Annotated in this window: 13 protein-coding genes; 6 read left to right on the top strand and 7 right to left on the bottom strand. The window is 73.5% G+C overall.

What is annotated here, in order from left to right; translation table 11 throughout:
- Positions 1 to 221 precede the first annotated feature (221 nt).
- Positions 222 to 1,241 carry a ScbA/BarX family gamma-butyrolactone biosynthesis protein gene (locus B7R87_RS00250; RefSeq protein WP_006344629.1) on the top strand — a complete coding sequence of 340 codons (1,020 nt, stop codon included), beginning with the start codon at positions 222 to 224 and terminating at the stop codon, positions 1,239 to 1,241.
- Between the two features lie 21 nt (positions 1,242 to 1,262).
- On the opposite strand, the gene B7R87_RS00255 is transcribed toward B7R87_RS00250, so the two are convergent.
- The 3 genes from B7R87_RS00255 to B7R87_RS00265 all read right to left on the bottom strand — a co-directional run bounded on the left by B7R87_RS00255 (position 1,263) and on the right by B7R87_RS00265 (position 3,377).
- A complete protein-coding gene (locus tag B7R87_RS00255) occupies positions 1,263 to 2,495 on the bottom strand; it encodes a serine hydrolase domain-containing protein (RefSeq protein ID WP_006344630.1) in 1,233 nt (410 codons plus the stop codon).
- Between the two features lie 190 nt (positions 2,496 to 2,685).
- Positions 2,686 to 3,045, bottom strand: coding sequence for a DUF1048 domain-containing protein (locus B7R87_RS00260; protein WP_040912688.1), 360 nt, complete (start codon positions 3,043 to 3,045; stop codon positions 2,686 to 2,688).
- 2 nt (positions 3,046 to 3,047) lie between these two features.
- Positions 3,048 to 3,377, bottom strand: coding sequence for a PadR family transcriptional regulator (locus tag B7R87_RS00265; RefSeq protein WP_006344632.1), 330 nt, complete (start codon positions 3,375 to 3,377; stop codon positions 3,048 to 3,050).
- 318 nt (positions 3,378 to 3,695) lie between these two features.
- Between B7R87_RS00265 and B7R87_RS00270 the strand changes: the two genes are divergently transcribed.
- Positions 3,696 to 3,998 carry a hypothetical protein gene (locus B7R87_RS00270; protein WP_006344633.1) on the top strand — a complete coding sequence of 101 codons (303 nt, stop codon included), beginning with the start codon at positions 3,696 to 3,698 and terminating at the stop codon, positions 3,996 to 3,998.
- Between the two features lie 90 nt (positions 3,999 to 4,088).
- Here B7R87_RS00270 and B7R87_RS00275 read toward each other — a convergent pair whose 3' ends face one another.
- Both B7R87_RS00275 and B7R87_RS00280 read right to left on the bottom strand, forming a co-directional pair.
- Entirely contained in the window at positions 4,089 to 4,343 is a 255-nt protein-coding gene (locus B7R87_RS00275) for a hypothetical protein (protein ID WP_130585368.1), read from the bottom strand.
- Positions 4,344 to 4,732: 389 nt separating this feature from the next.
- Entirely contained in the window at positions 4,733 to 5,728 is a 996-nt protein-coding gene (locus tag B7R87_RS00280; protein ID WP_006344635.1) for a WD40/YVTN/BNR-like repeat-containing protein, read from the bottom strand.
- 552 nt (positions 5,729 to 6,280) lie between these two features.
- Here B7R87_RS00280 and B7R87_RS00285 point away from each other — a divergent pair.
- From B7R87_RS00285 to B7R87_RS00295, 3 genes are all read left to right on the top strand, one after another.
- The gene (locus tag B7R87_RS00285) at positions 6,281 to 9,133 is read left to right on the top strand and encodes a helix-turn-helix transcriptional regulator (RefSeq protein WP_130585369.1); all 2,853 of its coding nucleotides are present in this window, start codon (positions 6,281 to 6,283) and stop codon (positions 9,131 to 9,133) included.
- A 217-nt stretch (positions 9,134 to 9,350) separates the two neighbouring features.
- Complete coding sequence (locus B7R87_RS00290; RefSeq protein ID WP_006344637.1) at positions 9,351 to 10,706, top strand: KamA family radical SAM protein; 1,356 nt, start codon at positions 9,351 to 9,353, stop codon at positions 10,704 to 10,706.
- Complete coding sequence (locus B7R87_RS00295) at positions 10,703 to 12,019, top strand: pyridoxal phosphate-dependent aminotransferase (protein ID WP_006344638.1); 1,317 nt, start codon at positions 10,703 to 10,705, stop codon at positions 12,017 to 12,019. The genes B7R87_RS00290 and B7R87_RS00295 overlap by 4 nt, the downstream gene beginning before the upstream one ends.
- Positions 12,020 to 12,318: 299 nt before the next feature.
- Here B7R87_RS00295 and B7R87_RS34015 read toward each other — a convergent pair whose 3' ends face one another.
- Together B7R87_RS34015 and B7R87_RS00305 are read right to left on the bottom strand one after the other, a co-directional pair.
- Positions 12,319 to 22,986: a type I polyketide synthase gene (locus B7R87_RS34015; protein WP_130585370.1), complete on the bottom strand. Its 10,668-nt coding sequence runs from the start codon at positions 22,984 to 22,986 to the stop codon at positions 12,319 to 12,321.
- A gap of 87 nt (positions 22,987 to 23,073) precedes the next feature.
- Positions 23,074 to 24,675, bottom strand: coding sequence for an AMP-binding protein (locus B7R87_RS00305; protein WP_006344644.1), 1,602 nt, complete (start codon positions 24,673 to 24,675; stop codon positions 23,074 to 23,076).
- Positions 24,676 to 24,897: 222 nt separating this feature from the next.
- Between B7R87_RS00305 and B7R87_RS00310 the strand changes: the two genes are divergently transcribed.
- A complete protein-coding gene (locus B7R87_RS00310) occupies positions 24,898 to 25,851 on the top strand; it encodes an ACP S-malonyltransferase (RefSeq protein WP_006344645.1) in 954 nt (317 codons plus the stop codon).
- The last annotated feature ends 80 nt before the right edge of the window (positions 25,852 to 25,931 follow it).

The following is a 25,931-nucleotide window of genomic DNA, read 5'->3' on the forward strand; positions in this document are numbered from 1 at the left end:
CGGGCCCGCACCCATAGGAAACCGTACAGGCGGTATGTTCACACTCCAAGTGTGACTATCACGGTGATCCCGCCCCTGCGATCACCAGGCTCTTAACGGAAGACTAACGCCCAGCATTCCGCAGTTGGCTTGAAAACAAAACCGGTTAGTCCGTATCTTACGTGGTCCGAGCCACCCCCCTCCCTGCCTGCCGCGCCGCGGCAGAGAAACGGAGAGCGCGCGTGACCATCCGGACGCACCACACCGCCGCACCGGCCGCCGGCTGCCAGACCGTCACCCGCACCGCCTGCCCGGTCGTGCCCCGCCCCCGTACGGCCCCGGGTCCGGCCGGTGCGGCGCGCGCCCGTACCGCGCCGTGTGTCGCGCCCGTACCGCGGCTGACGACGACCGTCCCCCGCGAGTACGTCCACCGCGCCAGCCATGCGGAGGTCTTCCTCACCGGGTCCCGGAGGCTCGCCGACCACCAGTTCGCCCTCACCGCCGAATGGCCCCACAGACATCCGTTCTTCACCACCCCCGACGGCCGTCACCACCATCCGCTCCAGGCCGCGGAGACCATTCGCCAGACCGGGCTGCTGCTCGCCCACACCCAGTACGGCATCCCCCTCGACCACCATTTCCTCCTCACCCAGCTGCATCTCGCGGTTCATCCCCGGCAGATGGCCACCGCCCCCGGCCCGACCGAACTCGCCGTCACCGCCACCACCACCGACACCACCCACCGCGGCAAGCGGCTGACGCACTTCGCGATGGACATCGTCATCCACCGCAACGGGCACCCCTGTGCGACCGGCGGCGGGCATTTCGCCACCATCCCGCGGGCCGTCTACCGGCGCCTGCGCGGCACCACCGCTCCGCCGCCCCGGACCCGCACCAGCCCCGGCCGCACCCTGAGCCCGGCCGCCACCCTGAAGAACTCCGCCGCCGATGTCGTCCTCGCCGAAACCGGCCGGCCCCGGGACTACCTCCTGGACCCCGACCCCGCCCATCCCACGCTCTTCGAGCACACCAGCGACCACTACCCCGGCATGGTCCTGCTCGAAGCCGCCTTCCAGGCCGCCGTCCACACCCGCCCCGGCCGCCCCGTGCCCACCGGGCTCCGCGCCCACTTCCACCACTACGCCGAATACACCGCCCCCGTCCGCATCGGCGCCGATACCGGCGGCGGGGACGGCATCACGCACATCACCGCACACCAGGAGGGCCGGACCCCGTTCACCGCGACCCTCACCCACACCTGAAGCAGCGCACCGGCGGGCGGATCAGTCGTCGACCGCCTGGTAGAGGGTGGTCCAGAAGTCGTGGAGGGCGCGGGCCGAATCCGGGGTGGACATCCCGGTCTGGGTGAGCAGGATGCCGACGATCCGGTGGTGCGGGTCGGCGTACACGGTGGTGCCGGCTCCGCCGTCCCAGCCGAACTGGCCGACGGGCGCGTAGTCCCCGCGGTAGGTGCGGACCGCCATCCCGAAGCCCCAGCCGCCGTGCTGCCCCTGACCGTGCGACAGATGGACGACGCTGCGGGCCCAGTCCTCCCGGGCGGCCAGCTGTCCGGGCGTGAGCCGGTTGGTCGTCATCAGTTCCACGGCGGGCCGGGACAGGATCCGCCGGGTGCCGTGCATTCCGTGGCCGAGCAGCATGCGGAAGTAGGCGTGGTAGTCGTCGACGGTGGAGTCGAGTCCGCCGCCGCCGGAGGGGAACGCGGGAGGCCGGCTGTAGTGTCCCCCCGCGGCCTCGTCGGCCACGTGGAACTCCCCGGTCCGCGGGTCGGGGGCGTACAGGGGCGGCAGCCGGTCGATCTTGCCGGCCGGTACGTGGAAGCCGGTGTCCTTCATGCCCAGCGGGCCGAAGATGCGTTCGTGCAGGAACGCCTCGAACGGCCGGCCGGTGACCCTGGCCACCAGTACGCCGAGCACATCGTCGCTGACGTGGTACAGCCAGCGCTCTCCGGGCTGGTGCAGCAGCGGGAGGGTGCCCAGGCGGCGCATCCACTCGTCCGGGCCGGGCGCCGGCAGCAGCCACTGCGTGCCGTAGATCCCCCGTTCGAAGAACTCCCTCATCATCGGGGAGTCCTTCGCCGTCATGTCCAGTCCGAGCCCGCAGGTGGAGGTGAGCAGGTCCCGCACGGTGACCGGGCGCCGGGCCGGCACGGTGTCGCCGAGCGGTCCGCCGGGCCGTACGAGCACCCTGCGTCCGGCGAGTTCGGGCAGCCACCGGTCCACCGGGTCGTCCAGCCGCAGCCGGCACTCGTCCAGCAGGACCATCGTCGCGGCGACCGCGACGGGCTTGGTCGTGGACGCCATCCGGAAGATGGTGTCCCGGCGCATCGGCGCGCCGCCGTCGTGGCACATCGTCCCGACCGCTTCGACGTGGGTCTCCTCGCCGCGGCCGACCAGGGCGACGAGCCCGGGAATCCGCCCGGACTCCACATGCCGTTCCAGTACTTCGCGCAGTCTGCGCAGCCCTGCCGCGGTGAAGCCGCCGGTGCCGTTGCCCATCACGAGTCTCCTTGTGCGCAGTGCCCGGTACCGGCGCCGCCGCCGGCGGGCAGGGGGGGGCTGCCGCGGGCATGCCTCCCCGTGACCACATGGTGCGGTCAGGCGCCGGCGGCGGCGGTGGACGTGGCGCTCGCCCGGGGGGCAGTGCGCTGCGGCGCGATCGGGCCGCCTTGTCTTCTTCCGCGGTGTCTCAGCCCGCGGCGCGCTCGATGTCGGCGGTCAGCTGCTTCCGCGCCCGGGCGGGGACGTAGCCGCCCTCCGAGTAGTTCCGGGCGAAGGTGTCGACGAACTCCGCCGGATCGTCCCCGACGATGCCGCGGACCGGCGTTCCGTCCGCCGCGGCCTGCTCGAAGAGGTCGGCGAGGTCTTCGAACATCAGGACGTTGCTGTCCCCGTCGATCGGCACGAAGTGCATCAGGTACCGCTCGACGGCCTCGACCGCCGTACGGTAGTTCCCGGGGAGCTCCGCGACGCGCGCCCGGTACGCCCTCCAGCGCTTCTTGGGCCCGATCATCCTGGCGACGAAACCGCTCTTCTCTGCATCGGACATGGTCACTTGCCCCCTTCGCGAAGCTGTTCCAGTCGTTCCGTGAGGAAGCTCCAGGTCCTCCAGAACTCTTCGAGGTACTCCCGTCCCTGCGCGTTGAGGGAGTGCACCTTGCGCGGCGGCCCCTTCTGGGAGGGGACCTTCTCCACGTCGACGAGGCCGCGTTTCTCCATCCGGAGGAGCAGCGCGTAGATGGTCCCTTCGGCGATATCGGAGAAACCCTGCTGCCGCAGGCGTGCCGTGATCTCGTAGCCGTAGGCGGGCCGGCCCGCCAGGGACGCCAGGATGATGCCCTCCAGCGTGCCTTTGAGCATCTCGGTCTCCAGCTTGGTCATGGAACACCTCCTTCCTGCACTAGTCAGTGCTGTCGAGTACCAGTACACAGTAACACTGACTACTGGTACTCAGCAAGACGGAATAGCGGAGGGGCCGGGGCGGGCCGTCAGGGGTCGCCGTGTTTCCGGTTTCCGGGTTTTCCACCCTGACAAGGCTCTTGTCGGCAATTGCCTCGCATGGGCGACTTGCGCTCTAAACGCGGGCCGGTGCGGGCAGCTCACCCTCAGTTGCTTCATACGGAAGCGGATCTGTCGCCGGATTTTTACGGACAGGCCGGCCGGACAGGGGCCGCGGCCGTCGAGTGAGAGGCGGAAGTCATGAGCATGATCCAGACCGGCAGGCTGCAGCTGAACTCCAACAGCGCCACGGAACTGACCGGCAGAGACACCTCGACATTCACCCAGGTCACGTTCCCCTCACCGTTCCCGGACAACGCGGCGGTGATCGTCGTACCGTTCGTCCAGACGTTCAACGGCCCCGACACTCCGGGCCTGCGCATCGCCGACGTCACCACCACCGGCTTCAAGATCCGGCTCAATGAACTCGTGGGCACCGGCCGGGCCCTGTCCGACGGGCCCCACACCACCGAGACCGTCGGCTGGATCGCCGGCACCGTGTAGCGGCCGGGCAGCCGCCACGGCCGGGCCGGGGCCTCCGGCCCGGCCGTGGCGAGGACGCGTGTGCGGCGGTGCGGGCTGATCCGGGTGCGGCTACTTCCAGCCGTAGAGCATGTACGGCGCATACGGGTCGCAGTAGAACTCGGGGATCAGCCAGATGGAGACCAGGTACTGGCCGGTGGCGTTACAGGCCCCGTACGACGAATGCGTCCCCATCGGGACCCATCCGGAGGCCGCCGCAGCGGCCGGGGCGGCGCCGGCGGCCTGGGCGGCCGGAGCCGTCAGCAGCGCGGCGGCCGTCAGGGCCACCGCAGCACCGGCGGCGGAGAGCTTTCTGGTCAAAGACATGACGAAGCGCACTCCTTCTTGTCTTGGATTCCGGGCGGACCGGGGCCGTCCGCCCCGGTGTCCGGCCCGAGTGTGGCGGCCCGCCGGGCGCGGGGCAACGGGAAGTGCGCATTCCCGTTGGGCTTCCCCGCGCACGGCGGGCGGCGGGGCCGGGGGCGGCCCGGTGCGGGACCCGGATGCCGGGTGCCGGGCGGCGGGACCCCGGTTGGCGGATGCCGGGTGGCGGTGTGCCGGGTACCGGGACCCGGTTGGCGGAACCCGGGTGCCGGATGCCGGAACCCGGGTGCCGGGCGGCGGGTGCCGGGACCCGGTTGGCGGATGCCGGGCGGCGGGTTGCGGGTTGCGGGTTGCGGGTTGCGGGTTGCGGGTTGCGGGTTGCGGGTTGCGGGTCAGTAGAACCGGCGGTGCCACCGGCCGTCGGCGAGGCCGAATTCCGAGTACGCGGCCTCGCCGGAGGTCTCGGTGACGTAGATACGGCCCTCGCCCTCGGCGAGGGACCACGCGACGAGGTCGTCGCGCAGTGTCCCGGCGCCCTCGGACGTCACCTCCAGGACTCCGCTCCGCCCCGCGGTGAGGAAGAGCCGGCCGCCGGTGCGGGCGATGCCGGTGGCCGGTACTCCGTAGCGGCCGAGCACGGAGAAGCCCCGCGCCGCGGACCCGCACAGGACCCGCCCGCCCCGAGACTTGCCGCAGACGTACACCTCCCCGGTGCCGCCGAACGCGATGCCCGTCAGCACGTCGTTGGTACCGGGGCCGTCGGGGTCGGCGACCGGTGTCCAGGTACCGCCGTCGAAGTGCAGCAGGGTGCTGCCGTAGCCGGCCGCGTAGACGTCGTCGGCGGCACGGCCGCGGATCACCCCGATCGGCCTGCCCGCACCGGAGTGGAACTGCGTCCAGCGGCGGCCGTCGAAGTGGTAGAGGACACCGCCGAAGGTGGCGAGGTGGACATCGTCGTCGGAGGTCCCCCAGATCGCCGTCGGATTGGGCCGGGCCCCGTTGTGCTCCTGCACCGGCAGCGCGGTGTGATGCCACGTCACACCGCCCTCCGGGGCGTCGAATTCGAGATCCGGTGCCACGGCCCCGGGCCAGGACACCGGGGCGCTCGTCCACACCAGGCCCGTGCTGCTCGCCGTCCACACCCGGCCGGCCGGTGAGCACCACAGCTCGCGGAGCGTGTCGTTGGTGGCCAGGATGTTCTCGGCGGGCCCGTCGCGGCCGGCGGGGCGCCGGAAGACGTACCCCGCCGCGTTGCCCGATGCGCCGGGCGGATAGGCGATCAGCAGGAAATGCACCGTACCGCCGGACTCGTGGACGGCGACGATGTCCTCGGCGAAGCCGCCGGGGTCATCGCCGGTGCCCGGCACCGCGGTTCCTTCCCTCTCCATGACCGCCACCGTAGCCGCCGGCACCGACACACCCCCTGCCCCGCTCCCGGCACCCGGCCGCCGCGGGCCGGGACGCCCCCGGTGGCGGAAGGGGGAGCCGGCGGCGGACCGGGGCATAGGGGTGACCGTAGGGGTGGCCGGGTGGCGGGTCCGTAGGGGAGGGCACCGGACCGCGGAGGGGGGCGCACCACGGCGGGTGGGCGGGCCCCGCGGCCCGCCGGTGCACGGTGTCCCTGAGCTCCCGGGGGCGCGCCGGGCAGCCCCTACCGGTTAAGGGTTGCCACCCCTAGGGGCACCCGCGCACGGCCCCGGCACGCCCTTTGCTCCGTTGCGCTCTTGGCGGAGCCTTGGTCAAATCGTGACTGCCCAAAGCACTTCCGGGACTACGGGGGTGTCCGTGTGCTGCGGTCGTGTGCGGAGCCTTTTCCGCCTACACGTGTCGACGGTCCGTCACGGACTCCCCCGCCACAACCGGTCCCGTCCCGGTCCGGCCGACGCCGGGAACGGGACCGGGCTGCCTGGTGTACGTACCGACAGGGGGACACAGTGTTGGTGGAGCGTTCGGAGATACTCGAAGAACTCGGTGATCTGCTGGCCCGGTCGGCACGCGGCAGGGGCGCCATCGCCTCGGTCAGCGGGTCGACCGCCATGGGCAAGACCGCGGTCCTCAACGTCCTGGCGGACCGGGCTTCCTTAGCGGGCAGCACGGTGCTCGGTGTGGTGAGCACACCGGACGAGCGCGACCATCCGTTCAGCGGGCTGGCCCAGCTGTTCCACGCACTGCACACGCACGCCCCGCAGACGGGGCCCAAGGACATCGTCCTCCCCGGCGGTGTCCTCCCCGGCGGTGTCCGGCTCGGCGGGCCGGGCGAGGCGGTCGTCTCACCGGCGCCCGGGGTGACCCACGACGAACTGGTCGCCCTCGCCCGGCAGACGCACCGGTCCGTCGCCGAACTCGCGGCCCGGGGACCTCTGCTGATCACGGTGGACGATGTCCAGCACACCGACGCGGCCACCCTCTTCTGCCTGCGCTATCTGGCGCAGCGGCTGCCGCAGCTGCCCGTCACGCTGGTGCTGACACGGGGCACCATGCTGCTGGACGAGCAGTCGCCGCGGATCCTGGACGACCTCGTCTACAAGACGAGCGTACGGCGGTTCCATCTGGGGCCGCTCTCCCGCGACGGGGTGCGGGAGCTGGCCGCGAGCCTCTCCCCCGCCCCTCCTTCGGACCGCCTCGTCGCGGAGCTGCACCGGCTGAGCATGGGCAATCCGCTGCTCGTACAGGCGCTGGTGGAGGACCGGCTGCGGGCCGCCGCGGAGTCCGAGACGGCTCAGGTCCTGGCCGCGGCCGACGATCCCGCCCTGCGGCCGGCCCCCGCGGACGGCCCGGTGGCCGGGCACGTCTTCCAGCAGGTGGTGCTCACCTGTCTGCACCGGCTGGGGCCGCACGCCGAACGGGTGGCCCGCTGCGCGGCGCTGCTGGACCGGGCGGCCACCACCCAGCTGCTGAGCCGGCTGAGCGGAATCGACGCCGAGCTGGTGCGGCGCTGTCTGCGGCTGCTCACGGGGATCGGTGTGCTGGACGGCACCCGGCTGCGGCATCCGAGCATGCGGCAGGCGCTGCTGCGCGAGATGCCCCATGACGAGGTGACGGAGCTGCGGCACCGGGCGGCCGGTCTGCTGTACGACGACGGGGCCCCGCCCCGGGAGGTGGCCGCGCATCTGCTGAACTCCAGCCCGCTGCACGAGGGATGGGTGGTTCCGGTCCTTCAGGAAGCCGCCCGCCAGGCGCTGGCGGACGGTGACGCGGCGCAGGGGCTGAGGTGTCTGGAGCTGGCCCGGGACTGCTGCTCGGAGGAGGCGGAGCGGCTGTCGGTGATGTCGCAGTACGCCCACGGCCAGTGGCAGCTCAGGCCCGCCCACGCGGCCCAGCACTTCCTCACGCTGAAGAACCCGATCACGGCGGGGAAGCTGGCGAGCGGTGACGCGCTGCGGGTGGCCGAGGGCATGATGTTCTACCTCCACTTCGACGAGGCGCTGAAGGTCGTGGACCACCAGAACGGCGACGAGGGGGCGGTGACGGCGCTCAACGGTACGCGGCTGCTGATGTCCTCGGAGTTCCTGGGGCTGCTCGACCGGCCGTGCCGGCCGCTGCCGAAGATGCAGCTGTCGGCGACGTCGACGTCGGAGGTGCGCGCCCGCTACGCCCTGGCCCGGGCGCTGGCGCGGGGCGCGGACGAGGACGCCGTCGCCATGGCCGAGCAGGTGCTGCAGGGCAGTCACTCCCCGGAGCCCTGGAAGCTGGACGGGTTCCAGGCCGCGCTGATGGCGCTCTGCTACGCCGACCGGCTGGAGTCCGCCCGTAAGTGGTACGAGGTTCTGGTGGCCGATGCCGGGCGGAACGCGGCGCCGGGGTGGCAGGGGATGCTGGAGGGCACCGGGGCGCTGATCTCGCTGCGGCGCGGCCAGCTGGCCGATGCGGTGCGCCAGGCGGAGACGGCGCGGGCGCGGCTGTCGGGGCGCAGCTGGAATGTGGGCAGTGCGTCGGCGCTGGCGGTGCTGGTGGAGGCGCTGACCGCGATGGGCGATCACGAGGCGGTGGTGAAGCTGCTGGCCGAGGAGCCGCCGCAGGCGCTGTTCCTGACCCGGGCCGGGCTGCACTATCTGTATGCGCGGGGCCGTCACCATCTGGCGACGGGGAAGCTGAACATGGCGCTGACGGACTTCCTGGGCTGCGGCACGCTGATGCAGCGCTGGAACGTCGATACGCCGGCGCTGGCGCCGTGGCGGCTGGGGGCGGCGGAGGTGTGGATGCGGCTGGGTGACCGGGAGCGGGCGGCGCGGCTCGTCGAGGCGCAGCTCGCGGCGCCGGAGGCGGGGCTGGCGCGGTCCCGGGGGATGGTGCTGCACAGTCTGGCGCTGCTGCAGCCGGCGGTGAAGCAGCCGCCGATCCTGCTGGACGCGTTCGACCGGCTGGACAGCAGCGGCGCGTGGTACGAGGCCGCCGGGGTGCTCGTGGATCTGAGCCGGGCCTATCAGCAGCTGGGTGAGACGGCGGTGGCGCGGCAGACGGCACGGCGGGCGTGGCGGCTGGCGAGGAGCTGCCGGGCGGAGTCGCTGTGCCAGTCGCTGCTGCCGACGAAGGCGTCCCGGGTCGCCGATACGAGGAAGGCGGCGGGTCCGGTGGGAGGTCTGGGCGGGGATCAGTTCAGTTTCGACCGGCTGAGCGAGTCGGAGCGGCGGGTCGCCGTGCTCGCCACGCAGGGGTATGCCAACCGGGAGATCGCCGACCGGCTGTTCATCACGGTCAGCACGGTGGAGCAGCATCTGACCCGGGTCTACCGGAAGCTGGGTATCCGCAACCGGGAGCAGCTGCTGGACGGGGATCACGCGGTCGCCTGCTAGGGGCGGGACGGTGCGGGCAGGACCTAGGGGGCTCTACGGGTGGCTTGCGGCGGGCGGCGGGACGGACGATCGCCTCTGTAGTCAAGTCGGCCGCCCACGGCGCTCTTCGAGCGCGTGACGAGGAAGCACTGGCCACCATGCCGCGTTGTCGCTGTCGCCGTACGGAGCCCTTTGCCGTCATTCCGTTTCCGCCGGAGTCTCACGGAAGAGATTGGTCATGATGCCGCCGCCGGGCCCCTCCCCCGTCCAGAGCGAACGCTTCCGCGCGTTCGGTGTCCGGCAGGTCGACGCCGTCGCCGCGCGTTACCCCCTCACCCCGGAGCAGGTGGAGACGGTCCGGCTGATTTCGCAGGTGCTGCCGTTCCGGGTCAACGAGTACACGCTGTCGGAGCTGATCGACTGGGACCGGGTGCCCGACGACCCGATGTTCCGGATGGTGTTTCCCCAGCGCGGCATGCTGTCGCCGGGGGACGAGCAGTTGCTGACGGTGGCGACGGCGACCGGGGACCGGCAGGCGGTCGCGGCGGCGGTCAAGGAGATCCGGGGGCGTCTGAACCCGCATCCGTCGGGCCAGCAGGAGCTGAACGTGCCGCGGATCGACGGTTCGCCCGCGCCGGGGCTGCAGCACAAGTACCGGGAGACGGTGCTCTACTTCCCCAGTCAGGGGCAGTCCTGTCATTCGTACTGCACCTACTGTTTCCGGTGGGCGCAGTTCGTCGGGGACGCCGATCTGCGGTTCGCCACGCCTCGTCCGGATGTCCTCGTCCGCTATCTGCGGGAGCATCCCGAGGTGTCCGATGTGCTGGTCACCGGCGGCGATCCGATGATCATGGGTACGGACCGGCTCAGGGACCATCTGGAGCCGCTGCTGGAGGTCGGTTCGGTCCGTACGGTCCGGATCGGCACGAAGTCGCTCGCGTACTGGCCGCAGCGGTTCGTCACCGACCAGGACGCGGACGATGTGCTGCGCCTGTTCGAGCGGGTGACGGCGAGCGGGCGGACGCTGGCCGTGATGGCGCACTTCACCCATCCCCGGGAGCTGGGCACCGATGTGGTGGCGAGGGCGCTGTCCCGGATCCGTGCCACCGGTGCCGTGGTGTACTGCCAGGCGCCGCTGATCGGGCGGATCAACGACGATCCGCTGGTGTGGAGTTCGCTGTGGCGGGCGGAGCTGGCGGCCGGGGCCGTGCCGTACTACATGTTCGTCGAGCGTGACACGGGTCCGTACGACTATTTCAAGGTGCCGCTGGCGAAGGCCGCCGAGGTGTTCCGTTCGGCCTACCGGACGCTTCCGGGGCTGGCCAGGACGGTACGGGGTCCGGTGATGTCGGCCACTCCGGGCAAGGTGGTGGTGGACGGGGTCGAGGAGACCGCCCGGGGCCGGTTCTTCCAGCTGCGGATGCTCCAGGCGCGGGATCCCGCGCTGGTGGGGCGTCCGTTCAGGGCCCGTTACTGCGCGAGCGCGGCGTGGCTGGACGAGTTGGAGCCGGCCGAGGACACTGCGCCGGACATCGCCGCCGCGGTCTGGGGCGGCGCCCCGGGCCGGGCCCGAACCGAAGGGATCCTGCCGTGACCGTCGCGGTGCACCCGGACCGTCCGACGCCCGCCGCGCCCGAGCCCCGGGCCGTGCCGGTGTCCCGGCCGATGTCGCCGAATCTGGCGCTCAATCAGGAGGTCGCCGAGCGGCGGGCCGCGGGCGAGGACATTGTCCATCTGGGGTTCGGCGAGTCGCGTCTGCCGGCCTTCGGGCCGCTGGTGGAGAGCCTGGTCGCGGGGGCGAAGCGCAATGCGTACGGCCCCGTGCAGGGCGATGCCGCCGTACGGGAGGCCGTGGCCGGGTACTTCACCCGCCGGCGGATGCCGACCGGTCCGGACCAGGTGGTGGTCGGTCCCGGCAGCAAACCGCTGCTGATGGCGCTCAATCTGGTGCTGCCGGGTGATGTCGTGATTCCCCGGCCGGCCTGGAACACGTATGCGCCGCAGGCGGCCCTGGCGGGCCGGCGGGCCGTCGGGGTACCGATTCCCGCCGGGGCGGGCGGTGTTCCCGACCCGGATGAGCTGTGCCGGGTCATCGGCGCCGAGCGGCGCGCGGGCCGTGACCCGCGGACGGTGGTGCTGACGCTGCCCGACAACCCCACCGGCAGCCTCGCGCCGCCCGCGCTGGTGCGGGAGATCTGCGAGATCGCCGAGCGGGAGGACCTCACCGTCGTCTCCGACGAGATCTACCGGGACGTCGTCCACGACCCGGCGACGCCCTTCCTCAGCCCGTGCGAGGTGATCCCCCACCGGACGGTGGTGACCAGCGGGCTGTCCAAGAGCCTGGCGCTCGGCGGCTGGCGCATCGGGGTGGCCCGCTTCCCCGGCGACGGGCCGGGGCGGATGCTGCGGGACCAGGTGCTCTCGGTCGCCAGTGAGATGTGGTCCACGCTGGCGGGGCCGATGCAGGAGGTCGCCGCGTACGCGTTCGCCGAGCCCCCGGAGCTGCGGGGGCATCTCGCGGCGAGCGCCCGGCTCCACGGCTCCGTGGCGCGGGCGGTGCACGCCGTCCTCATCGGGGCGGGTGCGGTGTGCCGTCCCCCGGCCGGGGGTTTCTACGTCTATCCCGACTTCGAGCCGCTGCGGCCGGTCCTGGCCGCCAAGGGCGTCGTCGACTCCCCCACTCTGGCGCGCCGGCTGCTGGACCACGGCGGTCTGGCCGTCCTGGCCGGGCATCTGCTGGGCGACGACGCCGGTGCGCTGCGCTTCAAGGCCGCCACCAGCATGCTGTACGGGGATACGCCCGTGCTGCAGTGGCAGGCGCTGCACTCCGATACTCCGCTGGCGCTGCCGCATGTCGCGGCGGGGATCCGCAGGATCGAAGAGGGCATCGGCCGTCTGGTGTCCTGAGCAGGGGTGCGGGGCGGCTTCGCCGTCTTCCCGACCGTCCCGGCCCGCCGGTTTCTTCCGGCGGGCCTTCGGCGTTCCGGGCGGCGGCGCGGACGGCGGCGCGGTGCGGTTGGGTGTCGTGTGCGGTGGGTGTCGTGTTGGGGAGAGGGGCGGCGGGCAGGGGTCCGCCGCCCGGTTTCGGTGGTCCCGGGCGGCGGAGGGCAGGGGCGGTTCGGTCCCCTTGTTGCGGATATCCGGCCGTACCGGATATCCGGCTGTTCAGGTTGCTCTGGTTTTTCAGGTTGCTCTGGTTGCTCTGGTTATTCCGGCTGTTGCGGGTCGACGGGGCGGCGGGCGGCCCGCAGCAGGTCGTCCAGGCTCATTCCCTCGATCTCCGCCGCCCGGTCCGCGAATCCCTTCCCGTCGTCCGCGGCCGGGGGCGCGCCGGTTTCCCCGTCCGGGTCCTGGCCGGTGAATCCCATCTCCTCCAGCAGATGCCGGGTGAGGTCGACCGGGTTGGGGTGGTCGAAGACCAGGGTCGCGGGGAGGCGTTCGCCGACTTCCTCGCCGAGGCTGTTGCGGAGCCGGACGGCGGCGAGGGAGTCGAAGCCCATATCGCGGAAGGACTGTCCGGGGTCGACGTCCGCCGGGCCGGCGTAGCCGAGGGTGGAGGCCGCGTGGGTACGGACCAGTTCCAGCAGGGTCTGTTCGCGGCGGGCCGGGCGCAGGCGGGCCAGCCGTTCGCGGATGCTCTCGGCGGGCTCGGGAGGTGCGGCGGCGGTGTCGACGGTCCGGCGGGCCGGGCCGCGTACCAGATCGCGCAGAAGGTAGGGCAGGTCGGGGCGGCCGATTCCGGTGAGGTCGAGCAGGATCGGCACGGCGAGCGGGAGGTCGAGTGCGCCGGCGGCGTCCATCAGGGCCAGGGCCTGGCCGGTGGGCAGGGGCAGGACGCCGTCGCGGCGCTGGGCGGACAGGTCGGCGGCGTTGAGGGTGCCGGTCATGCCGCTGGCCTGTTCCCACATGCCCCAGGCCAGTGACTGTGCGGGCAGTCCGCGGGCGCGCCGGTGTGCGGCCAGGCCGTCCAGGAAGGTGTTGGCGGCGGCGTAGTTGCCCTGGCCGCCGCCGCCGGTGACGCCGGCGGCGGAGGAGAAGAGGACGAAGGCGGTGAGGGGGTGGCCTGCGGTGAGGTCGTGGAGGTTGACGGCGGCGTCGACCTTGGGCCGCAGGACGGCGGCCATGCGTTCGCCGGTGAGGGAGGCGAGGGTGCCGTCGTCGAGGACGCCCGCGGTGTGGACGACTCCGGTGAGGGTGCGGCCGGTGAGGGTGGCGGCCAGTGCGGCGCGGTCGGAGGCGTCGCCGGCGAGTACTTCGACGCCGGCGCCGTGTGCGGCGAGTTCGGCGGCGAGGGCGGCGGTTCCGGTGGCTTCGGGGCCGCGGCGGCTGGTGAGCAGCAGGTCGGTGACGTTGTGGGTGGTGGCGAGGTGGCGGGCGACGAGTCCGCCGAGGGTGCCGGTGCCGCCGGTGATCAGGACGGTGCCGGGCCGCTCGCCGAAGGCGGGGGCGGCCGTGGTGGGCCGGTCGGTGGTGACGCGGGACAGGCGGGGGCGGTGGGGGGTGTGGGAGCGGATCGCGATCTGGGGTTCGCCGGTGGCGAGGGCCGGGGCGAGGAGGGGGTCGGTGCCGGTCGGGCCGGGTCCGGGTGCGGGGCCGTCGGGGTCCAGGTCGATCAGGACGATCCGGCCGGGGTTCTCGGTCTGGGCGCTGCGGGCCAGGCCCCAGACGGCGGCGCCGGCGAGGTCGGTGATGTCTTCGCCGGTCACGGACACGGCGCCGCGGGTGACGATGGTGAGGGTGGCGGTGTCGGGCTGGTCGTCCGCGAGCCAGGACTGGAGGCGGGCGAGGGCGGCGGCGGTCTGGGTGTGGACCGCGGCCGCGGTCGTACCGCCGGTGCAGTGGTGGACGGTGGTGTGCGAGGGGCTGGGTGCGGGGGTGTTGCCGGGGGCGGCGGGGATCCATTCGAGGGCGAAGAGGGCGTCGTGGGTGGTGGGGGCAGGCCGGCCTGCGGTGGGGGCGAGGGGGCGCAGGACGAGGGAGTCGACGGAGGCGACGGGGCGGCCGTGGGTGTCGGCGAGGTGCAGGGTGACCTCGTTGTCGCCGCGGCGGGTCATGCGCAGTCTGAGGGCGGCGGCGCCGGAGGCGTGGAGGTCGACGCCGGTCCAGGCGAAGGGGAGGGTGGTGGGGCCGGGGGTGGTGTCGAAGAGTGCGGTGGCGTGGAGGGCCGCGTCGAGGGCGGCGGGGTGCAGGGCGAACTGCGGGGCCTGGGCGGCCGTGGGGTCGGGGAGGGCGATGTCGGCGTAGACGGTGTCGGGGCCGGAGCGCCAGGCTGCGCGCAGTCCCCGGAACGCGGGTCCGTAGGCGAGGTGCTGGTCGGTGAGGCGGTCGTAGAAGCCGGTGAGGTCGACCGGTTGGGCGCCGGGCGGGGGCCAGGTGGTGGTTTCGGGGGCGGGTTCGGGGCGGGTGTCGGTGAGGGTGCCTTCGGCGTGGCGGGTCCAGGGGGCGTTGGCGGGGGCGCCGTCGGGCCGGGAGTGGATCTCGATGGTGCGCAGATCGGCGGCGATATGGACCTGGACGGCGGCGGCGGCGCCTGCCGGGAGGACGAGGGGGGTGTGGAGGGTGAGGTCCTGGACGGCTCCGCGGCCGGCTTCGTCGCCGGCCCGGACGGCGAGTTCGAGGAAGCCGGTGCCGGGGAAGACGATGTTGCCGTCGACGACGTGGTCGGCGAGCCAGGGCTGGTCGGAGGCCGACAGGCGGCCGGTGAGCAGGAGGGTGCCGGTGCCGGCGACGGGGACGGCGGCGCCGAGGAGGGGGTGGCGGGTGGCGGTCTGTCCGTTGCGGGAGGCGTCGCCGGCGGGCTTTTGGGCGGTGAGCCAGTAGGGGCGGCGCTGGAAGGGGTAGGTGGGCAGGTCGGTGTGGCGGGCGCCGGTGCCGGTGAGGTGGGTGGTCCAGTCGACGGGGGCGTTGTGGGTGTAGGCCTCGGCGAGGGAGGTGAGGAAGGTGCGGGGGCCGCCGGAGTTGCGGCGCAGGGTGCCGACGAGGGCGGCGGGGGTGCCGGCTGCTTCGGCGGTTTCGCCGAGTCCGACGAGCATGCCGGGGTGCGGGCTGGTTTCGATGAAGAGGCCGTAGCCGTCGGTGAGGAGGGCGCGGGTGGTCTCTTCGAAGCGGACGGTCCGGCGCAGGTTGGTGTACCAGTACTCGGCGTCGAGGCCGGTGGTGTCGAGGGGGCCTGCGGTGACGGTGGAGTAGAAGGGGATGTCGGAGGTGCGGGGGGTGAGGCCGGTGAGTTCGGTGAGGATGCGGTCGCGGGCTTCGGTGACGAAGGCGGAGTGGGAGGCGTAGTCGACGGGGATGCGGCGGGTCTGGATGCCGTCGGCGTCGAGGCGGGTGCGGAGGGTTTCGAGGGCGTCGGGGGCGCCGGAGACGACGACGGAGCGGGGGCTGTTGACGGCGGCGAGGTGGAGCAGGCCGTCGGGGGCGGCGTCGAGGTGTTCGCGGATGCGGTCGGCGGGCAGGGCGACGGAGAGCATGCCGCCGTGGCCGGCGAGGTGGTCGCGGATGGCCTGGCTGCGGCGGGCGACGACGAGGGCGCCCTGGTCCAGGGTGAGGGCTCCGGCGACGCAGGCGGCGGCGATCTCGCCCTGGGAGTGGCCGATGACGGCGGCCGGTTCGACGCCGGCGGCGCGCCAGGCTTCGGCGAGGGAGACCATGACGGCCCACAGGGCGGGCTGGACGGTGTCGACGTCGTCGAGGGGCGGGGTGCCCGGGGTGCCGTGCAGGACGTCGAGGAGGTTCCAGCCGGTGTGGGGTTCGAGGGCCCGGGCGCATGCGGTGAGCCGGTCGGCGAACGCGGGCGAGTGCTGGAGGAGTTCGGTGCCCATGCCGGGCCACTGGGAGCCCTGTCCGGGGAAGACGAAGACGGGGCGTCCGTCGCCGCGGGCTTCGCCGGTGGTGACGGCGGCGGAGGCGGTGGTGGTGGCCAGTGCGTCGAGGCCGGCGAGGAGGGCGGTGCGGTCGGTGTCGACGACGACGGCGCGGTGTTTGAGGGCGGCGCGGCCCCGGGCCAGGCCGGCGGCGATGTCGAGTTCGTCGGTGCCGGGGTGGTCGCGCAGATGGGCGGCGAGCCGGGTGGCCTGGGCGGTGAGGGCGGCGGGGGTGTCGGCCGACAGGGGCAGGGCGAGGGCGGGGGGCCGGGGGCCGCGGGGGGGTTCGGGGGTGGTGGGCGGTTCTTCGATGACGACGTGGGCGTTGGTGCCGCTGACGCCGAAGGAGGAGATGCCGGCCCGGCGGGGCCTCTCGCCGGTGGTCCAGGTCCGGGCCTGGTCGAGGAGGCGGACGTTGCCCTCGGTCCAGTCGATGTGGGGGGAGGGGGTGTCGGCGTGGAGGGTGCGGGGCAGGGTGGCGTTCCGCATCGCCATCACCATTTTGATGACGCCGGCGACTCCGGCGGCGGCCTGGGTGTGTCCGAGGTTGGATTTGACGGACCCGAGCCACAGCGGGGTGTCGTCGGGGCGGTCCTGGCCGTAGGTGGCCATCAGGGCCTGGGCTTCGATGGGGTCGCCGAGGGTGGTGCCGGTGCCGTGGCCTTCGACGACGTCGACGTCGGCCGGGGTGAGGCCGGCGTGGGTCAGGGCCTGCCGGATGACGCGCTGCTGGGCGGGGCCGTTGGGGGCGGTGAGGCCGTTGGAGGCGCCGTCCTGGTTGACGGCGCTGCCGCGGATGACGGCGAGGACGGGGTGGTTGTTGCGGCGGGCGTCGGAGAGGCGTTCCAGGAGCAGCAGTCCGGCGCCTTCGGCCCAGCCGGTGCCGTCGGCTCCGGCGCCGAAGGCCTTGCAGCGGCCGTCGGGGGCCAGTCCGCGCTGGAGGCTCATCTCGATGAAGGTTTCGGGGGTGGCCATGACGGTGACGCCGCCGGCGAGGGCGAGGGTGCATTCGCCGGAGCGCAGGGCCTGGGCCGCCCAGTGGAGGGCGACCAGCGATGACGAGCAGGCGGTGTCGACGGTGACGGCGGGGCCTTCGAGGCCGAGGGTGTAGGAGACGCGGCCGGAGGCGACGCTGCCCATGCCGCCGCGGCCGGCGAAGCCGGCGAGGTCTTCGGGGACGTCGGCGGTGCGGGGGGCCCAGTCGTGGTACATGACGCCGGTGAAGACGCCGGTGTCGCTGCCTTTGAGGGAGTGCGGGTCGATGGCGCCGCGTTCGAGGGTTTCCCAGGCGAGTTCCAGCAGGAGGCGCTGCTGGGGGTCCATGACCTGGGCTTCTTTGGGGCTGATGTTGAAGAAGGCGGGGTCGAATGCGGCGGCGTCGTGGAGGAAGCCGCCGTGGTGGGTGGAGGTGCGGCCGTGGCGGCCGGGTTCGGGGTCGTAGATCTCGTCGGTGGGCCAGCCCCGGTCGGTGGGGAAGGGGGTGATGGCGTCGGTGCCTTCGGCGACGAGCTGCCACAGTTCCTGGGGGGTGGTGATGCCTCCGGGGTAGCGGCAGGCCATGGCCACAATGGCGATGGGGTCATCGGTGCCGTCGGTGCTGCCGTCGGCGGGGCGGGCGGCGGGGCGGGGCGGGGTGGCGGGGCCGGTGCCGCGGGCGGTGTCGAGGAGGTGGCGGGCGAGTGCCTGGGGGGTGGGGTGGTCGAAGACGAGGGTGGAGGTGAGGCGGAGTCCGGTGGCCGGGCCGAGTGCGGTGCGCAGTTCGACGGCGGCCAGGGAGTCGAAGCCGAGTTCGGTGAAGGCGGTGCGGGGGTCGATGGCGGTGGCGTCGTCGTGGCCGAGGACGGCCGCGATCCGGCTGCGTACCAGGGTCAGGACGATGCGTTCCTGTTCGGCGTCGGGCCGTCCGGCCAGTTGCTGTGCGAGGGTGCCTGCGGTGGCGGGGCCGGTGGTGGTGCGGTGGGCGGGCGGGCGGACGAGGCCGTGCAGGAGGGGTGGGATGCCCTGGGGGCGGGCGCGGAGTGCGGGGGCGTCGATGTGCAGGGGTATCAGGGTGGGGGTGGTGGTGGTGAGGGCCTGGTCGAGGAGGGCGAGGTTGTCCTCGGCGGTCAGGGCGGGGAGTCCGGAGCGGGCGGTGCGGCGGAGGGTGAGTTCGTCGAGGCGGGCGCCCATGCCGGCGTTGCCGGCCCACAGGTTCCAGGCCAGGGAGGTGGCGGGCAGCCCGTGGGCGGCGCGGTGTTCGGCGAGGGCGTCGAGGAAGGCGTTGGCGGCGGCGTAGTTGCCCTGTCCGGCGGCTTCCAGGGTTCCGGCGGCGGAGGAGAAGAGGAGGAATGCGGCGAGCGGGCGGTCGCGGGTGAGTTCGTGCAGGTGCCAGGCGCCGTCGGCTTTGCCGTGGAAGACGGTGTGGATCTGTTGGGGGGTGAGGGTGGTGGTGAGTCCGTCGTCGACGACGCCCGCGGTGTGGACGACGGCGGTGAGGGGGTGGGCGGCGGGGACGGTGTCCAGCAGGGTGGCGAGGGCGGTGCGGTCGGCGGCGTCGCAGGCGGTGATGGTCGTCGCCGTGCCGTGGGCGGCGAGTTCGGCGGCCAGGTGTGCGGCGCCGGGGGTGTCGGCGCCGCGGCGGCCGGTGAGCTGCAGGTGCCGGACGCCGTGGCGGGTCGCGAGGTGCCGGGCGACGAGGCCGCCGAGGCCGCCGGTGCCGCCGGTGATCAGTACGGTGCCCTGCGGGTCGAAGGGGGCGGGGGGTGTCGGGCCGGGGGTGGGGGCCGGGGCGAGGCGGGGGGCGCAGAGGGTGTTGCCGCGCAGGGAAATATGGGGTTCGTTGCAGGCCAGGGCGGTGCGCAGATCGGGTTCGGGCCGTTCGTGGTCGGTGTCGAGGAGGGTGAACCGGCCGGGGTGTTCGGCCTGGGCGGCGCGGATCAGGGCGTGGGCGGCGGCGGTTGCGGGGTCGCCGGCGGGGTCGCGGGTGACGAGGGCGAGGAGGGGGGTTTCGTCGCGCAGGGCGTTCTGGACGAGTTCCAGGGCGTGGAGGGTGGCGGCGCGGGCGGCCTCGGGGGGTGTGCCGGGGAAGGCGGGGAGGTGTGCCAGGACATGGGTGCCGGGGTCGGGCTGGGGCGGGGGCTGGATTTCGGTGCGGGTGAGGTGGAGCAGGGTGCCGGCCCGCTTGCGGGTGGCGGGCAGGCCGGTGCGGGGTACGGGCCGCTGGACGAGGGAGCGGACGGTGGCGACCGGGGCGCCGTCGGGGTCGGTGAGGCGGATGGTGAGGGTGTCGGGGCCGGCGGGGGTGATGTGGGCGCGGACCTCGGTGGCACCGGAGGCGTGGAGTTCGACCCCGAGCCAGGCGAAGGGGAGCCGTACCGCGGTGACGGCGTCGTCGGCGTCGGGGGCGGGGACGGCGTGCAGGGCGGCGTCGAGGAGGGCGGGGTGGAGGCCGAAGCGTTCGGCCGCCGCAGCACCCGTGAGGTCTGTGGGGTCGGTGGTGACGTCGGCGAAGACTTCGTCGCCCAGGCGCCAGGCGGCGCGGACGCGGCGGAACGCGGGCCCGTAGGCGTATCCCTGGGCGGCCTGCTGTTCGTAGAGGTCGTCGATGTCGACGGGGAGGGCGCCGGGCGGGGGCCAGGAGGTGTGGGCGGCCGGGGCGGGTGCGGGTGCGGTCGCCGCGGTGGCGGTGAGGAGGCCGGTGGCGTGCCGTTCCCAGGGGGTTTCGCCGCCGGTGGGGCGGGCGTGGATGTCCACCGGGCGGCGGCCGGTCTCGTCGGGGGGTCCGACGGTGACCTGGATGTCGGTGGATTCGCCGGTGAGCGGCAGGGGGGCTTGGAGGGTGAGTTCCTCCAGCACACTGCAGCCCGCTTCGTCGCCGGCGCGGACGGCGAGTTCGACCAGGGCGGTGCCGGGCAGGAGCACGGTGCCGGCGATGACGTGGTCGGCCAGCCAGGGGTGGGAGCGGGTGGAGAGCCGGCCGGTGAGGACCAGGGCCCCGGTGCCGGCGAGGCCGACGGTGGTGTCGAGCAGGGGGTGGCTGCCGGTGGTGGGGGCGGGTTCGGGGTTCAGCCAGTACCGCTTGCGCTGGAAGGGGTAGGTGGGCAGGGCGGTGCGGCGGGCTCCGCGTCCGGCGAAGAAGCGTTCCCAGTCGACGGTGGTGCCGCGGGCGTGGGCCAGGCCGAGGGCGGTGACGGTCTGCCGCTCCTCGCCGTGGCCGTCGCGCAGCAGGGGGGCGAACGCGGTGTCGGCGTCCTGGTCGGTGAGGCAGGAGCGGCCGGCCGCGGACAGGACGGCGTCGGGCCCGAGTTCCAGGTAGGTGGTGGTGCCGAGGGCTTCCAGGCGGCGTACGGCGTCGGCGAAGCGTACGGGGCGGCGGACGTGGCGTACCCAGTGGTCGGCGTCGAAGGCGGTGACGGTTTCGCCGGTGAGGGTGGAGACGACGGGGATCCGCGGCGGGGTGTGGTCGAGGGTTTCGGCGACGCGGCGGAAGGCGTCGAGCATGGGGTCCATCAGCGGGGAGTGGAAGGCGTGCGAGACGTTGAGGCGCCGGGTTTTGCGGCCCTGTGCGGCGAAGTGGGCGGCGAGGGCGGTGACGGCGTCGGTGTCGCCGGAGACCACGGCGGCGGTGGGGCCGTTGACGGCGGCGAGGGCGACCCGGTCGGTGAGGAGCGGGGTGATTTCGTCCTCGGTGGCCTGGACGGCGGCCATCGCGCCGGTGGTGGGGAGTTCGTGCATCAGGGTGCCGCGGGCGCCGACGAGGAGGGCCGCGTCGGCGAGGGTGAGGGCGCCCGCGGCGTGGGCGGCGGCGATTTCGCCGACGGAGTGTCCGGTGAGGAGGCCGGGGGTGACGCCCCAGGAGGTGAGGAGCCGGAAGAGGGCGGTTTCGAGGGCGAAGAGCGCGGCCTGGGCGTAGTGGGTGTGGTGCAGGAGTGCGGCCCGGGGTGAGCCGGGTTCGGCGAACAGGACGTCGCCCAGGGGGTGTTCGAGGTGGAGGTCGAGGTGGTCGGCGGCTTCCTGGAGGGCTTCGGCGAAGACGGGGAAGGCGCGGGCGAGTTCGCGGCCGGTGCCGGGGCGCTGGCTGCCCTGGCCGGTGAAGAGGAAGGCGGTGCGGCCGGTGGCCAGGGTGGTTCCGCGGGCCGTTGCGGGGGTGGGGGTGCCGTCGGCGAGGGCGGTGAGGGCGTGGACGAGTTCGGTGCGGTCGGCGGCGACGACGGTGGCGCGTTCGCGCAGGGCGGCGCGGCTGGTGGCGGTGGAGTAGGCGAGGTCCAGGGGGGTGGTGCCGGCCGCGGTGGCGGCGAGGCGGCGGGCCTGTTCGGCCAGGGCCGGGCCGGTGCGGGCCGACAGGACGACGGGCAGGGGGCGGCCGGGGGCCGGGGGTTCGGGGTGCGGGGCGGGGGCGGGGGGTTCTTCGATGATGACGTGGGCGTTGGTGCCGCTGACGCCGAAGGAGGAGATCCCGGCGCGGCGGGGCCTCTCCCCCGGCTGCCAGGGGACGGGTTCGGTGGTGAGCCGTACGGTGCCGGCGGACCAGTCGACGTGCGGGGTGGGCTCGTCGACGTGCAGGGTGCGGGGCAGGGTGGCGTTCCGCATCGCCATCACCATTTTGATGATGCCCGCGGCGCCCGCGGCGGCGCCGGTGTGGCCGATGTTGGATTTCACCGAGCCCAGCCACAGGGGGGTGTCGGGTGAGTGTCCGGGCCCGTAGGCGGCGATCAGGGCCCGGCCTTCGATGGGGTCGCCGAGGGTGGTGCCGGTGCCGTGTGCCTCGACCGCGTCGACCTCGGCGGGGGTGAGGCGGGCGTCGGCGAGGGCCTGGTGGATGACGCGCTGCTGGGCGAGGCCGCTGGGTGCGGCCAGTCCGTTGGACGCGCCGTCCTGGTTGACCGCGCTGCCGCGGATCACGGCGAGCACGGGCCGGCCGTCGCGCAGTGCGTCGGAGAGGCGGGCCAGGACGAACACGCCGGCGCCTTCGGCGAAGCTGGTGCCGTCGGCCGCGGCGGCGAAGGCCTTGATCCGTCCGTCGGGTGCCAGTCCGCGCTGCCGGCTGAAGGTGGTGAACGTTCCGGGGCTGGAGATGACGGTGACACCGCCGGCCAGGGCGAGCGGGCATTCGCCGCGCTGCAGGGAGCGCACCGCCAGGTGCAGGGCGGTCAGGGAGCCGGAGCAGGCGGTGTCGACGGTGAGTGCGGGGCCCTGGAGGCCGAGGGTGTAGGCGACGCGGCCGGAGACGACGCTGGGCAGATTGCCCAGGAGTACGTAGCCGTCGGCGCCGTCCGGGGCGAGATGGGTGCGGGGCCCGTACTCGTGGGGTTCGACGCCGATGAACACGCCGGAGCCGGTGCCGTGCAGCCGGGCCGGGTCGATGCCGGCGCGTTCGACGGCCTCCCAGCAGGTTTCCAGCAGCAGCCGCTGCTGGGGGTCCATGGCGTGGGCTTCCTTGGGGCTGATGCCGAAGAAGTCGGCGTCGAAGTCGGCGGCGTCGGGGAGGAATCCGCCGTGCCGTACATAGCTGGTGCCGGGGGTCGCGGGGTCGGGGTCGTAGAGGCGCTCCAGGTCCCAGCCCCGGTCGTCGGGGAAGCCGGAGAGGGTGTGGACCTCCTCGGCGAGCAGGCGCCACAGGTCCTCGGGCGAGGTGACGCCGCCGGGGTAGCGGCAGCCGATGCCGAGGATCGCGACCGGTTCGTCGTACGTCCCGGGCCCGGGCGGGGCGGGCTGGGCGGGCTGGTTTTCGGGGTGGGCGGGCCGGTCGCCGGGGGTGCCGTCCTGGAGGAGGCGGGCCAGATGTGCGGCCAGGGCCTCGGGGGTGGGGTGGTCGAAGCCGACGGTGACGGGCAGTTCGACGCCCAGTGCGGCGGTGAGCCGCCGGTGCAGCTGGACCAGTCCCAGGGAGTCCAGGCCCATGGCGAGGAAGGGACGGTCGGCCGGCATGCCGGTGATCGTGTCCGGGTGGGCGTCGGGGTCGACGGCGCGCAGGACCTCGGCGGTCTGCGTCAGCACCAGTTCCAGCATCGCGGCCCTGGAGTGCTCGGTCATGGGCGTACTCCCTAGCGAGGGCGTGCGGTGTGGGTGAAGGAGGTGAGGCGGTAGAGCAGGCAAAGGCAGCAAAGGGGCAAGGGGGGGTCAGGACGGTACGAGGGCGCTCAGCGCCGCCCGGTCGACCTTGCCGTTGGGGGTCAGCGGGAACGCGTCCACCGGGTGCAGGTGGTGCGGGACCATGTAGGCGGGCAGCGCGGCGCGGACGAAGGCGGCGATCTCCTTGGGGTCCGGTGCCGGGCTGCCGGGGGCCGGGGTGACGAAGACATGGAGCCGCGGTTCGCCGTCCTGGTGCGGCAGGACGGCGGCGACGGCGCCGGTGATACCGGGGAAGGCGGCGATGCGCCCTTCCACCTCGCCGAGTTCGACCCGGTTGCCGCGGATCTGTACCTGGGAGTCGGCGCGGCCGTGGAAGTACAGGTCACCGTCCGGTCCGTGGGACGCCAGGTCGCCGGTCTTCAGGACCAGCCGTCCCGATGCGCGGTCGAGCGGGTCGGGGACGAGGGCGGCGGCGGTGGTCTGCGGGTCGTTCCAGTAGCCGCTGAACAGCGAGGTGCTGCGGACGTGGATCTCGCCGATCCGGCCGGGCTCGTCGACGATGCGGCCGTCGGGGCCGATCAGGGTCATCTCGGCGCCGGGGACCGCGGTGCCGATCGACAGGCGTTCGGCACCGGCGGGCAGCGGGTTCGGCAGCCGGGTGACGGAGATCGCCATCACCTCGGTGGGGCCGTACAGATTGATGAAGTCCGCGCCGGGCAGCAGTTTCTGGAGGTGGCGCAGTTCGGCCGGGGGGAACGCCTCTCCCGAGAAGAGGACGCCGCGGACGGTGCCGCTCTCCCCCAGTTCGGCCAGCATCCCGGGCTCGTGGCGCAGGACCGGCCGCCACAGCGAGGGCACGGCGTCGATCTGTGTCGCCCCGGTCTCGCGGAGGAAGGACAGGAAGCGGCGCGGCCAGCTCAGCCGGTCGCGGGGTACGGGGACCAGCGCGGCGCCGTGGCCGAGGGCGAACCCGATGTCGAAGAGGGCGAAGTCGAACTGGAGCGGTGCGGTGCTCGCGACCCGGTCCCGGGGGGTGAGGAAGCCCGAGGCCTGCACACCGCGCAGGAAGGAGACGACGCCGCGGTGGCTCATGGTGACGCCCTTGGGCCGGCCGGTGGTGCCGGAGGTGAAGATGATGTAGGCGGTGTCGACGGGTGTCACGGTACGGCGGCGGCGGGGTCCGCGCGGTGCGGGGGCGCGTTCCAGGGTCGGGCCGTGGGGGCCGAACCGGCCCGTGCCGACCGGTTCGGGGATCCCGGTGCGCCGGCCGTCTTCCGCCTGGAGGTAGAGCGCGGGTCCGGCGCCGTCGATGACCGCGCGCAGGCGCTCGTCCGGCAGCCCGGGGCTGACGGGGACGAAGGGCAGTCCCAGGGTGGCGCAGGCCAGGAGGGTGGCGACGGCGTCGGCGCTGGTGTCCGACTCGATGACGACCCGGTCGCCGACGTCGAGCCCGAGGTCGTCGAGGGCGTCGGCGCAGCGGTCGGTGCGCGCGGCGAGTTCGCCGTAGGTGACGGTTTCCAGGCCGCCGCCGGGGGCGGCCTGGATCACGGCGGGCCGGTGGGGGGCCGTCCGGGCTCCGTCGAGGAGATGGGTCCGGAGGTTGTCCACGGAGGCGTGCGCGCGGGGCGGACGCGGTCCGAACGGGCTCATGCGCCACCCTTCCGATTGCCGATACCGAATAGCGGACTGTTTCTAACAGAGCGCATTTGCTCACGACAAGAACCGCCGATCACCCGGCGGCCGGTTAGGGGGCCTTAGGGGTTATGCCTCGGGAGGGGCGGCCACAAGACTATCCGGAAATTGACAGCATACGGATCGGTCCGCTGTATTCACCGAAATGCGCGGGAGAGTTCGGCTAACCCGGGAGGCAGAATGTCGGAGGGAAAGTCGGCGATTGTCTTTCCCGGAATCGGGCCGGTTCGGCTGGCCGATTCGGCGCGTTTCCTGACGGCCCATCCGGTGGCGCGCAGGCTGGTCGCCGAGGCGGACCGGGTGCTGGGGTATCCCCTGATCGACCGGTACCGGGAGGCGGAGGCCCGCGGTGCGGGGGGCGCGTTCCCCGAGCCGGCGCGGATCGCGTATCTCGTGGGCTGTCTGGCGCTGGCCGAGTGGGCCGTCACCGAGCGCGGTGTGCAGCCGGCCGTCTGCGCGGGGGCCAGTTTCGGGGGGACGCCGGCCGCGGTGCAGTGCGGGGCGCTGTCGTTTGGGGACGCGGTGCTCGTGACCGCGGAGTGGGGCCGCCGTGCGGAGGCCTACTTCGCCCGGGAGCACCGTGATGTCGTCACGCAGTCCTTCGCCCGGGTGCCGGCCGAGGTGCTGGCGGAGATCCGCGGGGAGCTGGACGCGCGCGGCGAGTGGAACGAGGTGGCCTGCCAGGTCGACCACGACTTCCACATGCTGTCGGTGCGCGAGGGCGTGCTGGACCGGCTCCAGGGCAGGCTGCGGGCGGCCGGCGGGCTGCCGCTGTACGTGATGCGGCCGCCGATGCACTCGCCGCTGTTCGGTGCGCTGCGGGAGGAGATGGCGGCCGAGGTGATGGCGGGGGTCCCGTTCGGTGATCCGCGGGTGCCGCTGGTGTCCGACCACGACGGTTCGCTGGTGGAGACGGCGGCGGGGGTCAGGGAGCTGCTGCTGGACGCGGCGGTGCGGCCGGTGCGGTGGCCGATGGTGGTCGACACGCTCCGGTCGCTGGGGGTCCGGCAGGCTCATGTCACCGGCGAGGACGCGCTGTGGGGCCGGGTGGAGATCATGACCGGGGCGTTCGAAGTGGTCGCCGTGAAGCCGCAGACGGCCATGCGGCCGCGGCGGCGTTCCGTGTTCGTCTGAGCCCGGCCGGGTTCGGCCGGGCCGTCCGAGTGCGGCCGAGTGCGGCTGAGTGCTACTGGGTTCGTCCGGCCCGCGGCCGC

The sequence above is a fragment of the Streptomyces tsukubensis genome, from assembly GCF_003932715.1.
Classification (GTDB): Bacteria; Actinomycetota; Actinomycetes; order Streptomycetales; family Streptomycetaceae; genus Streptomyces; species Streptomyces tsukubensis.

Coding starts and splice junctions, on each gene's coding strand:
- B7R87_RS00255 (WP_006344630.1), bottom strand. CDS start 2,495: ATGGGCAACGGCACCGGCGGCTTCACCGCGGCAGGGCTGCGCAGACTG.
- B7R87_RS00260 (WP_040912688.1), bottom strand. CDS start 3,045: ATGTCCGATGCAGAGAAGAGCGGTTTCGTCGCCAGGATGATCGGGCCC.
- B7R87_RS00265 (WP_006344632.1), bottom strand. CDS start 3,377: ATGACCAAGCTGGAGACCGAGATGCTCAAAGGCACGCTGGAGGGCATC.
- B7R87_RS00270 (WP_006344633.1), top strand. CDS start 3,696: ATGAGCATGATCCAGACCGGCAGGCTGCAGCTGAACTCCAACAGCGCC.
- B7R87_RS00275 (WP_130585368.1), bottom strand. CDS start 4,343: ATGTCTTTGACCAGAAAGCTCTCCGCCGCCGGTGCTGCGGTGGCCCTG.
- B7R87_RS00280 (WP_006344635.1), bottom strand. CDS start 5,728: ATGGAGAGGGAAGGAACCGCGGTGCCGGGCACCGGCGATGACCCCGGC.
- B7R87_RS00290 (WP_006344637.1), top strand. CDS start 9,351: ATGATGCCGCCGCCGGGCCCCTCCCCCGTCCAGAGCGAACGCTTCCGC.
- B7R87_RS34015 (WP_130585370.1), bottom strand. CDS start 22,986: ATGACCGAGCACTCCAGGGCCGCGATGCTGGAACTGGTGCTGACGCAG.
- B7R87_RS00305 (WP_006344644.1), bottom strand. CDS start 24,675: ATGAGCCCGTTCGGACCGCGTCCGCCCCGCGCGCACGCCTCCGTGGAC.
- B7R87_RS00310 (WP_006344645.1), top strand. CDS start 24,898: ATGTCGGAGGGAAAGTCGGCGATTGTCTTTCCCGGAATCGGGCCGGTT.